This window comes from Kutzneria sp. 744, from assembly GCF_000568255.1.
Taxonomy (GTDB): domain Bacteria; phylum Actinomycetota; class Actinomycetes; order Mycobacteriales; family Pseudonocardiaceae; genus Kutzneria.
In genome coordinates this window covers 1,946,697-1,956,840 of the sequence record NZ_KK037166.1, presented here as the reverse complement: position 1 = coordinate 1,956,840, position 10,144 = coordinate 1,946,697, and the positions used below count along the sequence as shown (strand labels likewise).

Below are 10,144 nucleotides of genomic sequence, written 5' to 3'. Positions count from 1 at the left end.
GACTGGGACCGGAACACGTGGAGCTACCAGGCGGTCGAGCCGGTGGCCCCGGCCGGCGGCGGCATCGGCGCCGGGCGGCTGATCGTGGAGGTGTACGGGCCGGGCAACCAGATCCCCGCCGACTCGTGCGCGATGGCCAGGGCCTTCTGGGGCGTCGGCGGCGACTGCGAGGAGGTCCAGGTGGTCGGCAAGCACATCGGGCTGGTCCAGCACACCGCCGACGGCCGCGTCGATTCCCTGGCGGCGTACCGATATCCGGACGGCACGGTGGTGTACCTGGCGCAGAGCGCCAGCATCTACCAGGCCGGCACGGCGGCGCTGCCCAAGCCGCCGCTCACCGACGCCCAGCTGGTCAACCTCGTGCTCACCCCGGGGTTCAAGGTGGCCTGAGGATTTCGTTGGGACGAACGGGCCTTCGTGTGTCAACCTGATCGCCGACAGCGGACGATCAAGGGGGCACGGTCATGGAGAAGATCCCGACGATCTTCGAGCGGGACGGCCGGTTCCACGTCGTCGACCGCCCGCGCGCCGACTGCGCGTGGGTGTTCGACGGCGAGGGCGTGGCGACGGAGAAGCTGGACGGCACCAACGTCCGGCTGACCGTGCGCTGCGGCACCATCGTCCGGGTCGAGAAGCGGCGCAACCCGAACAAGGAGCAGAAGGCGCGCGGCATCGTCGACGGCTGGTACGTCGACGCCGGCCCCGAGGACAAGTGGATCATGGCGGCGGCCGACGGCACGGACGTGTCGGCGTGGCCCGACGGCGAGCATTCGTGCGAGGCGATCGGGCCGCGCGTGCAGGGAAACCCGCTGGGGCTGGACAAGCACGTCTGCGTGCCGTTCAACCTGAGCGCGCCGGTGTACGCCGACGTGCCGCGGGACTTCGCCGGTCTGCGGGCGTTCCTGGCCACTGTGGACAGTGTCTACTCGCCGGGCAACCCGGCCGAGGGACTGGTGTTCCACCACTCGGACGGGCGGCGGGCGAAGATCAAGCGCAAGGACTTCGGCCCGTGAGAGTTGCCTCCTTGAGAGTGCACTATCCGCGCACGCCGCACCTGCCGTGGTCGCCGGGGGCGACGGCCGACGACGTCCGGACCACCGACCTGTCGGGGTTGGCCGGGCGCGAGGTCGTCGTCACGGAGAAGCTGGACGGCGAGAACACCACGCTCTACCGCGACGGCCTGCACGCCCGGTCGCTGGACTCGGCCCACCACCCGTCGCGGGCATGGGTGAAGTCCTTGCACGGCAGTGTGGCGAGCGCGATCCCCGAGGGATGGCGGGTGTGCGGCGAGAACATGAACGCCCGCCACTCCCTGGGCTACGACGACCTGGACAGCTGGTTCTACGCCTTCTCGGTGTGGGCGGGGGAGCGTTGCCTGTCCTGGGACGCCACCGTGCGGTTCGCCGCCGGGCTGGGCGTTCCCGTGCCGAAGGTGTTGTGGCGCGGGGTTTTCGACGAGCGGGCGCTGCGTAAGCTCCGGCTGGACCTGGGGCGGCAGGAGGGCTACGTGGTCCGGGTCGCCGACAGCTTCCAGGCCGAGGACTTCCGCCACTGCATGGCGAAGTGGGTGCGGACAGGGCACGTGCAGACCGACCAGCACTGGATGCTCGGTCCGGTGGTGGCCAACGGCCGTGGACCGTCGGCCTCGCTGTGGGACGTGCGTGCCGGCATAGCGCCGGACGTGCCGTCTTTGCTTTCTGCCATCGGGTTTTCGTCGGCCGATGATCTCGGCGACGTCGTCGAACGGCTGGATCTGTTGGGGCGTAGGGGAGATGCCCGGCTGGCCGGTGTACTGGCCATGGCGCTCCGCGGGCAGCCTCGTCGTCGCATTGCCGCGGAGCTCGTTGCCCCGCTGGGAATGCGGCTGGCCCGGCAGGTCGCCGACCTGACCGGGCTGTACGGCCGACTGCTGACACCGTTTCCCGACGACGAGCGCCGGCTCGGCTTGACGCGTCTGGCGTTGGCGGCCGATCTCGGTGTGCTGCATGCCGTCGCGGCGGCGGCCCAGCCCGGCAACCAACAGGTCGAGTGGTCGGCCATGCACGCCGAGGAGGCCGGGCTGCTGGGGGAGCGGCCGTTCGAGCGGCTGAAGTGGGCGCTGCGGCGGGAAGGGCTCGACGAGGATGTGGCCGACCGTTGCTGGGCCGAGGCCCGGTGCCGGATCTCCACGCCGTCGGAGGCGGTCCCGCTGACCTGGCGCTGGCGCTCCGGCGACTTCCCGCGCCTGATCGCCATGATCGGGCCGTCCGGCAGCGGCAAGAGCCAGTTCATCAAGTCGCTCCGGGGAATCGACGAGGTCGTGTCGCTCGACGATCTTCGCGAGGCCCGCGGCTCCCGCGAGGACCAGAGCGCCAACGCGGCCGTGTTCCACCTCGCCGTGCGGCGCCTGGACCGGGCCCTCGGCGCCGGTCGCACGGTCGTGTGGGACGCCACGTCGCTGAATCGCCGGCATCGGGCCATGGCCCAGACGGTCGCGGCTCGGCGGGATGCCTTCGTCACCAACGTCGTGTTCCTGGTACCGGAGGAGGAGCTGCTCCGCCGCAACGGCATCCGCCCGCACCCGGTGCCGCTGGACGTGCTTTCCGCCCAGCTGGGCCGTTTCTCGCCGCCGTATCCCGGTGAGGCGCACCGGACGTGGTACGTCGGGCGGTCAGGTAGGGTCGAGGACGTCGCCGGGGCGCTCGGTCGCGAGGAGGGATGATGCGGACCAGCGAGGAGATCTACCACCGGGTGCGCTGGGACCCGCGGTTCGACCCGGCCCGTTTCGTGCTGGGTGTCGGCATGCGCGGCCGGCCGCCCAAGCGCGTGCCGCTGCCGGCTTTCGTGCCCGGCGGCGAGATCCCTTGGCACCGCGTCATGTTCGTCGAGGCCGACGGCGAGGTCGTGTGGGACCGGTCCACCGGTGTCGACCGCATCGACGAGTCCGAGGCCGGCCGTGTGCTCGATCCTCGCCGCCTGCGCGCCCCGTTCTTCACCGCCCGTTCCCCGTTCGCCTGGGACGGCCTGGCCTGGTCGCCGCTTCGCAGTGTCCAAGATGGACGGTTCGGCGACAGTCGGCTGCGGGTGTTGACGTGGAACACCCTTTGGGACCGCTACGACGCCGACCGCATCGACTCCGCCGGTCGCCGCCCGCGACTGGTCGAGGAGTTGGCTCGTGCCGACGCCGACGTGATCGCCCTCCAGGAGGTCGAGAGCGCCCTGTTGACCCTGCTGCTGGCCGCGCCCTGGGTCCGTGCCGGCTATGTCGTCAGTTCCGTGGACGGCCGTGAGGTCGACGGCAACGGATTGCTGGTGCTCAGCCGGGTTCCGGTCCGTGAGGCCGGCTTCCACCAGCTCGGGCCGCACAAGGGCGTGGTCGCCCTCGTGGTCGAGACCGCCGGCGGCGTCGTTGCCGTCGCGTCGACGCACCTCACCAGCGACCACAGCGACCATGGCGCGGAAACCCGTTCCGTGGAGCTCGCCGCCATCGCCGATGGTCTGTCCGATGTGGACTGCCCCTTGGTGTTGCTCGGTGACGTCAACGACGGCTCGGTGATGCCGGCAGACGCCCTGCGCCTCACCGACGCCTGGACCGAGGTTCACGGTTCCGCCGACCAGACCCCGACCTTCGACCCGGTGGCCAACCCCTTGGCCGCGGTATCATCGCTCACCGGCCTCCCGTCCCGTATCGACCGTGTCCTGGTCCGTGGCCTGCGTCCCGTGCAGGCCTCCGTGCGGCGCGCGCCCGTCTCCGACCACTACGGCGTCGAGGTGGAACTGTTGGTGGGCAAGGCCGACGGCGAGGTGCTCGACGTCCCTCCGACGTCCCGCACCGCCGTCGCCTGGCTACCGCCCGACCTGCCCGAGATCACCCAGCTCCGACGCCGCCACGACCCGCAGGTCGACCGTTGGCCTGCCCACGTGAACCTGTTGTACGGCTTCGTCCCCGAGTCCGACTTCGAGCAGGCCGTCCCCTTGTTGGCCGCTGCCGCCGCCCAGGTTCCTCCTTTCCCGGTGCGCCTCGATGGCGTGGACACCTTCGGCCATCGCGACGATGCCACGGTCTGGCTCGACCCGGTTGCCTCGCAGTGGCCCCACCTCCAGGCCGCACTCACCCGTCCTTTCCCCTCTTGTCGCCCCAAGTCCTTCACTACTCACCTGACTCTGGGACGCACCCATGACGCGCAAACGGTTGCCGCCGAATGCCGGTCCGCTCTGTCCCCTGTGGACACCGCCGTCGGCGAGCTGGCCGTGCTGTCCCGCCGTGGCGACGAGCCCATGCGCGTCAGGGCCGTGATCTCCCTCGGCACCGGTGCCGTGCAGTGGATCCCCGACGACGCCGGCGCGCCTGTAGGCGGAAGCCGACCGGTACAGGCTCTGCTTGACCGTGTAGCCGAGGCCCTCCCTGACGGCGTGGTGCACCTGGTCGGTTCGCACGCCATGGACTGTGCGCTCCCCGACGCCGATGTCGACCTGGTCGTCGCGGTCCCCGGCCCCGTCGACGTGACCTGCCTCGATATTCGCAACGCCAGCGACATCCGCGCGGTCACCGGCGCGCGGGTGCCGGGCGCGCGGCTGCGGATCGGGTCTCGGCCGGTCGATCTGGTGTTCGTCGAGACCGGCGACGTGGATCCGGCCGAGGCCGTCGAGCGGCGGGGCGAGCTGGGATCGGCGGCGGCGATCGCGCTCAGTGCGGTGACCGATGCCGCCGCCATCAGGGGACGGAACACCGCCCTGATCCGGCACGTGAAGGCATGGGCCAAGGCCCGGGGCCTGGCCTCGGCACCTTTCGGCGGCCTGCCGAGCATCGCTTGGGCGGTCATGGCCGCCACCATGGATTCGTCCGATCCCTCCGCCTTTTTCGCGCAGTGGGCCGCTTGGGACTGGCGTGATGCCGTGTCGCTCAGCGGCCGTTCCGAGGCCTATGGGCCGGTCACCGTCCTGACGCCGACGGCTCCGGTCCGGTCGTGCACGGAGCAGGTCGGCGTAGGCATGCGTGACCTCGTCACGCAGGAGCTGTACCGGGCATGGGAGATCGCTGCCGAGTCGACCGATCCGTGGCCGCGGCTGCTGGAATCCCCGCCCATGCACCAGCGGCACGCCGCGTGGGCCGTGCTCACCGCCTCCGACGAGGGCCGCCTCCGCGGCCGTATCCGGGCATTGCTCACCATGCTGGAGCCGGAGATGCCCGACCTGCACGCGTGGCCTCGCCCGTTCGCGCCGAACCGGTACGCCGTCGGCCTCGGGCGAACCCCGGTCTCCGCCTCACGTCTGGCCGAGATCGCCTCGGGATGGAGCGCCGGCGCCACCGTCGAGTGGGCGCCGAACGGCGGCGTGCCCACTCTGCCGTGATATCGGCTTGCTCTCGCATGCCACAGTGGGGTTGTGGATCTACTCCAGGCCGGTCAGATTCTGCGTCCGCTGTGGCCCGACGTCCCGGTCACGGCCGTCTTGCCTCGCACCGGCGGCCAGCTCAGCTCCGTCTTCGAGGTCCGCGCCGCCGACCGCTCGGCGATCGTCAAGGTCTATGACGAGAAGTGGCGTTGGAAGCAGGCCAAGGAGGCCCACGTCTACGGCCTGTTGTCCGAGCACGGCATCGCCCCGGTGCCCACCATCCTCCACCTGGAGCCCGATCCCGGCGTGATCGGCCGCGCTTTCACCGTCATGACGACGCTTCCCGGCACTCCGCTGTCCGAGACCGTCGTGCCCGACATCGCCTCCGTGTACCACCAGCTGGGCCGTCTGCTCGCGTCCATCCACGCCATTTCCCAGCCCGGCTTCGGTTATCTCACCACCCATGTCCTCGATCCCGTGCCGGACAACACTTCGTACATGGCCCGCCAGTTCACCCGTAAGCTCCGCGAGTTCCTCGCCTTGCACGGCGATCCCGCCTTGCACGACCGCGTCCAGTCCTTCGTCGCCGCCCACTGCGACCTGTTCGCCCTCTGCGGCGCACCGGTCCTCTGTCACAACGACATCCACGAGGGCAACATCTTGGTCTCCGACGGCCGTGTCACCGGCCTCGTCGACGTAGAGAACGCCCTCGCCGGCGATCCGTGGCTGGATCTCGCCAAGGCCGACTTCTACGCCGCCCATGGCTCCTCCCTCAAGCTCGACGCCCTCTTCGCCGGCTACGGCGCCCTCCCCGACGCCCGCTTGCCCGTGTACCGGCTGTACCACGCCCTGGAGCTGTGGGACTGGTTCGCCTCCACCGGCGACGCCCAGTACCTCCCCGGCATTGCCGCCGAGATGGCCGCCCTCGTCTCTTGACCGGCCCGCATGCATAAATCCCGCCGCCGAGTGGGTAGCCAACCGCCATGGCTACGCGAGTGAGGGAGACGGAGCGCAAGTACGAGCCGGCGGGCACGGGGGGTGGACTGCTGGCCGGGGTGCCGGGCGTGACGGTGGTGGGCGGCGGGGACGTGCTGCTGGACGCCGTCTACCACGACACCGCGGACCTGAGGTTGGCGCAGAGCGGGGTGACGCTGCGGCGCAGGACCGGGGGAGCGGACGCGGGGTGGCATCTGAAGCTGCCGGTCGGCCGCGATGCGCGGGACGAGGTCAGGGCGAAGGGCACCAAGGACGCGAAGCGGGTGCCGAAGGAGCTGTCGGACCTGGTGCTGGGGCTGACGCGGGGGGAGCCGCTGGCGCCGGTGGCGCACATCCGGACCAAGCGGAAGCGCTGGGAGCTGCTCGACGGCGAGGGGAACGTGGCGGCGGAGATGGTGGAGGACGACGTCGTCGCCCAAACCCTGGGGGAGAACGAAGAGGTGAAGGCCTGGCGAGAGGTGGAGGTGGAGCTGGTCCACGGCGGGGGAGAGGTGTTCGAGGTGGTCGAGCGGCACCTGGGCCGGCCCTCGGCGGCGCCGGCGAAGCTGGTGCGGCTGCTGGGGGAGCGGATACCGAAGCGGCCCAAGGCGTCCGATCGGATCACGAAGTACGTCCAGGAGCAGGTAAGGCAGATACGCCGACAGGACATCAGGGTTCGCCAGGATGCCGACGACGCGGTCCATCAGATGCGCGTGGCCAGCCGGCGGGTGCGGAGCGTTCTCCAGGCGTACAAGGGATCGCGAGGGCTGAAGGAAGAGCTGCGCTGGCTGGGCGAGGTTCTGGGCGAGGCCCGGGATCTGGAGGTCCTGCGCGAACACCTCGAACTGGAAATCGAGGCGCTGCCGCCGGAACTGGTGCTGGGCAATGTGCGGCAGCGGCTCGTGGAGACGTTCGCGCCCAGGGAACAGGAAGCCCGCACGAAGGTCCTGGAAGCCTTGCGCAGCAAGCGGTACTTCGCGCTGCTCAACCGGTTGGAGACGACGAAGGTCCGCCCGGTGAAGCCGAAGAAGCGGCTGAGCAAGACGCGGCAACGGGTGCGGCGGGCCAAGAAGGACGACGGCAAGACCCTGCACGACGTGCGGAAGGCGGCCAAGCGGACTCGCTATGCGGCGGAGGCGGCGGACAAGCAGAAACTGGCCCGGCGCATGAAGAAGCTGACCAAGGTGCTCGGCCGGCACCAGGATTCAGTTGTGGCGCGGCGGGAACTGAGGGCCATGGGTGTGCAGTCCCATATGGACGGAGACAGCGCGTTCACCTACGGCCTGCTGTACGGATGTGAGCTGCGTCGCGCAGAAAAGGCAGAGGAGTCGTTGCGGGGCAGGGTTTAGGAAGAGCCGCAACGGGTATCCAAGAGTCAACTTCCCCCGGCGAACAGGAGTTCACATGGGAATCATCCTGGCGGTGCTGTTACTGGCCATCGTGCTCGGCGGCGTCGGCTTCGCCGTGCACGCACTGTGGATCATCGCGGGCGTCGTGCTCGTCGTATGGCTGCTGGGCTTTCTGGTGCGTTCCGCCGAGGGCGGCGGGCACTGGTACCGCTGGTGACCCGACAAGGCCGACTAGCCGTACAGAGGAGGAGTTGGATATGAGCACCGAGCGCAAGTTCGAGGGCAAGGCCGACGAGGTCAAGGGCAAGGTCAAGGAAGGCGTCGGCGACGCCACCGGCAACGAGCAGTGGCAGGCCGAGGGCCGTGCGGACCAGGTCAAGGGCGGCCTGAAGCAGGCCGGCGAGAAGGTCAAGGACGCTGCCGAGAAGGTCAAGGACGCAGTGACGGGCAAGTGATGTGCCCCTCCGTCGCCCGCGCCGCCGTTTGGTGGCGCGGGCGACGGGTATCCAGGCCCAGCGGAGTGAGGCGAGCAGAGGACGGCCCGATGATCGAAGAAGACGTGATGACGCTGCCCCTGTCCGGTGAGCTGGACGTGGGCACGCAGGCGGCCACGTCGGCCCGGATCGCCAGGGCGCTGGACACGGCGCCGAGGTTTCTGGTGCTCGACCTGCGAGACGTCGACTTCCTCGGTTCGGCCGGCCTGTCGGTGCTGATCGAGACGCAGCGCGCGGCGGCGGCCCGCAACATCTCGGTCTGCCTGGTCGCGACCAGGCGGGCCACGATGCTGCCGCTGGAGCTGACCGGCCTCACGACGATGTTCCCGGTGTTCGCCAGCCCGGAGGAGGCGGCCCGCTCAGCGCGCGCGCAGCGCGAGCAGGCAGGTGTCGTCCCGGGAATTGGCGCCGACATGCGCCAGTAGCAGGTCGGCGTACTGCTCGATGCCCTCCACCGTGTGGGTCGCGGTGATCACGAGGTCGTCGAGGCATTCGTCGATGTCCTGATGGGGCCGTTCCACGAGCCCGTCGGTGAACAGCACCAACCGGTCGCCGGGGGCCAGGACGAGGGTGTTCTCCTCGTACGTCGGCGAGCTGAAGGCCCCGAGCAGCGGACCGGCCGGCAGCGGCAGCAGGGACGCCACGCCGTCCCGCACCAGCAGCGGCGGCAGGTGCCCGGCCCGCGCCCAGACCAGCGTCGACGTCGACGGGTCGTACATCCCGCACAGCACGGTCCCGCTCACCCGCTCCGGCAGCGCCGCGGCACTGGTGTTCAGCCAGGCCATGATCTGAGCCGGCGGGGCGCCGGTCATCGCCAGGCCCCGCAACGCGTTGCGCATCGAAATCATGCCCGTGACCACGGGAATCCCGTGGCCGGCGATGTCACCGACCACCAGCAGCAGCTGCCCGGACGGCAGCATCACGGCGTCGTACCAGTCGCCGCCGACCAGGTGCTGCGTCGCGGCCGGCTGATACCGCACGGCGATCTCCAGCCCGGCGGTCTGGGGCAGCTGCGTGGTCGGCGGGATGATCGCGTGCTGGAGCTGAATGGCCAGCTGCTGCTGCTCGTCGGCGTGCTCGGCGGTCACCTCCAGCGCGAATTCGGTGTGGTACTCGGACGTCACGTCCTGCCAGGCCCCGCGCAGGGCCACGACCTCGCCGGCGGCGTCGAGCACCGGCTCGGCGAACAGCCGCAGCTGCCGGTCGGGCTTCTTGAACACGGCCGTGGCCGGCCGGCGGCCGTTGATGACGGTGTGCAGCAGGCGGCCCATGGTCGACTCGCCGTCCGGACCGAGCTCGGCGGCCAACTCCCGCAGCGGCATGTGGTGCCGCGCCCCGATCACCTCGGTCAGCCGGGGCGTCCACGTGACACGGCCGGTGACCAGGCTTTCCTCCCAGCCGCCGAGGCCGCCGGCCCGCAGCGCGTTGTCGGCCAGCTCGGCGTCGCCCCGCTGCCGCCAGCTGATGGCCACGCCGTCGTACAGCCGGGCCACCCGGACCCGGCGCTCCTCGTCCAGGAACTCCTCGCTGACGCCGGTCTCCAGCGCCCGCACGGCCCGCTCGAACAGGCCGTCGGCCTTCGCGGCGAACGGGAACAGGGCCAGCAGCCGCTCACCGATCATGTCCGCCGGCGGCAGCGGCCACCCCTCGCCCACATGGTCCACGACGAAGTCGACGAGCTCGTGGCCGTCCCGGACGGCCTTGGCCGTCAGCACGGCGTCAACCAGGCTGTCCAGGAGCCCGAGCAGCCACGACTGCTCGCCGTCCACGTCGGTCAGGGAACTGGCGCACAGGTCGGCCAAAGCCACCAGTTCTGTGCGCTGACCTGCGGTGAACTCCCGCCGCGGCACCGGCCAGCAGATCTCCATCACGCCCAGCACGGCCCGGCTGTTGCGGATCGGCAGCACGGCCCGCGCCCCGCCCGGCCACCGCTCGGCCGCCGGCGCCAAAGCGGGATCTGACACCCCGGCGCGCAACCAGAGCTGCCTTTGCTCCACCACGGCCGTCCGGGCA

At 70.6% G+C, this 10,144-nt stretch carries 10 protein-coding genes; 9 read left to right on the top strand and 1 reads right to left on the bottom strand.

What is annotated here, in order from left to right; translation table 11 throughout:
• The 9 genes from KUTG_RS08620 to KUTG_RS08580 all read left to right on the top strand — a co-directional run.
• Positions 1-390 (top strand): hypothetical protein (locus tag KUTG_RS08620; protein ID WP_043716220.1); only part of this gene is annotated, 390 nt, incomplete at its 5' end.
• A gap of 74 nt (positions 391-464) precedes the next feature.
• Positions 465-1,013 (top strand): RNA ligase family protein, encoded by a 549-nt coding sequence (locus tag KUTG_RS08615; RefSeq protein ID WP_043716217.1) that lies wholly within the window; start codon positions 465-467, stop codon positions 1,011-1,013.
• A complete protein-coding gene (locus tag KUTG_RS08610) occupies positions 1,010-2,701 on the top strand; it encodes an RNA ligase family protein (protein ID WP_232240714.1) in 1,692 nt (563 codons plus the stop codon). The genes KUTG_RS08615 and KUTG_RS08610 overlap by 4 nt, the downstream gene beginning before the upstream one ends.
• Positions 2,701-5,331, top strand: a complete 2,631-nt coding sequence (locus tag KUTG_RS08605) for an RNA repair domain-containing protein (protein ID WP_043716213.1) — start codon at positions 2,701-2,703, stop codon at positions 5,329-5,331. Before KUTG_RS08610 ends, KUTG_RS08605 begins: the two co-directional genes overlap by 1 nt.
• Before the next feature lie 33 nt (positions 5,332-5,364).
• Positions 5,365-6,249: a phosphotransferase family protein gene (locus KUTG_RS08600; protein ID WP_198047069.1), complete on the top strand. Its 885-nt coding sequence runs from the start codon at positions 5,365-5,367 to the stop codon at positions 6,247-6,249.
• A gap of 47 nt (positions 6,250-6,296) precedes the next feature.
• Positions 6,297-7,637, top strand: coding sequence for a CYTH and CHAD domain-containing protein (locus KUTG_RS08595; protein ID WP_043716210.1), 1,341 nt, complete (start codon positions 6,297-6,299; stop codon positions 7,635-7,637).
• Positions 7,638-7,692: 55 nt separating this feature from the next.
• Complete coding sequence (locus KUTG_RS08590; protein ID WP_043716208.1) at positions 7,693-7,854, top strand: hypothetical protein; 162 nt, start codon at positions 7,693-7,695, stop codon at positions 7,852-7,854.
• Positions 7,855-7,894: 40 nt separating this feature from the next.
• A complete protein-coding gene (locus KUTG_RS08585; protein WP_043716205.1) occupies positions 7,895-8,092 on the top strand; it encodes a CsbD family protein in 198 nt (65 codons plus the stop codon).
• An 89-nt stretch (positions 8,093-8,181) separates the two neighbouring features.
• Positions 8,182-8,556, top strand: a complete 375-nt coding sequence (locus KUTG_RS08580) for an STAS domain-containing protein (RefSeq protein ID WP_198047068.1) — start codon at positions 8,182-8,184, stop codon at positions 8,554-8,556.
• On the opposite strand, the gene KUTG_RS08575 is transcribed toward KUTG_RS08580, so the two are convergent.
• Positions 8,491-10,144 (bottom strand): PP2C family protein-serine/threonine phosphatase (locus tag KUTG_RS08575; RefSeq protein ID WP_232240713.1); only part of this gene is annotated, 1,654 nt, incomplete at its 5' end. The genes KUTG_RS08580 and KUTG_RS08575 overlap by 66 nt on opposite strands.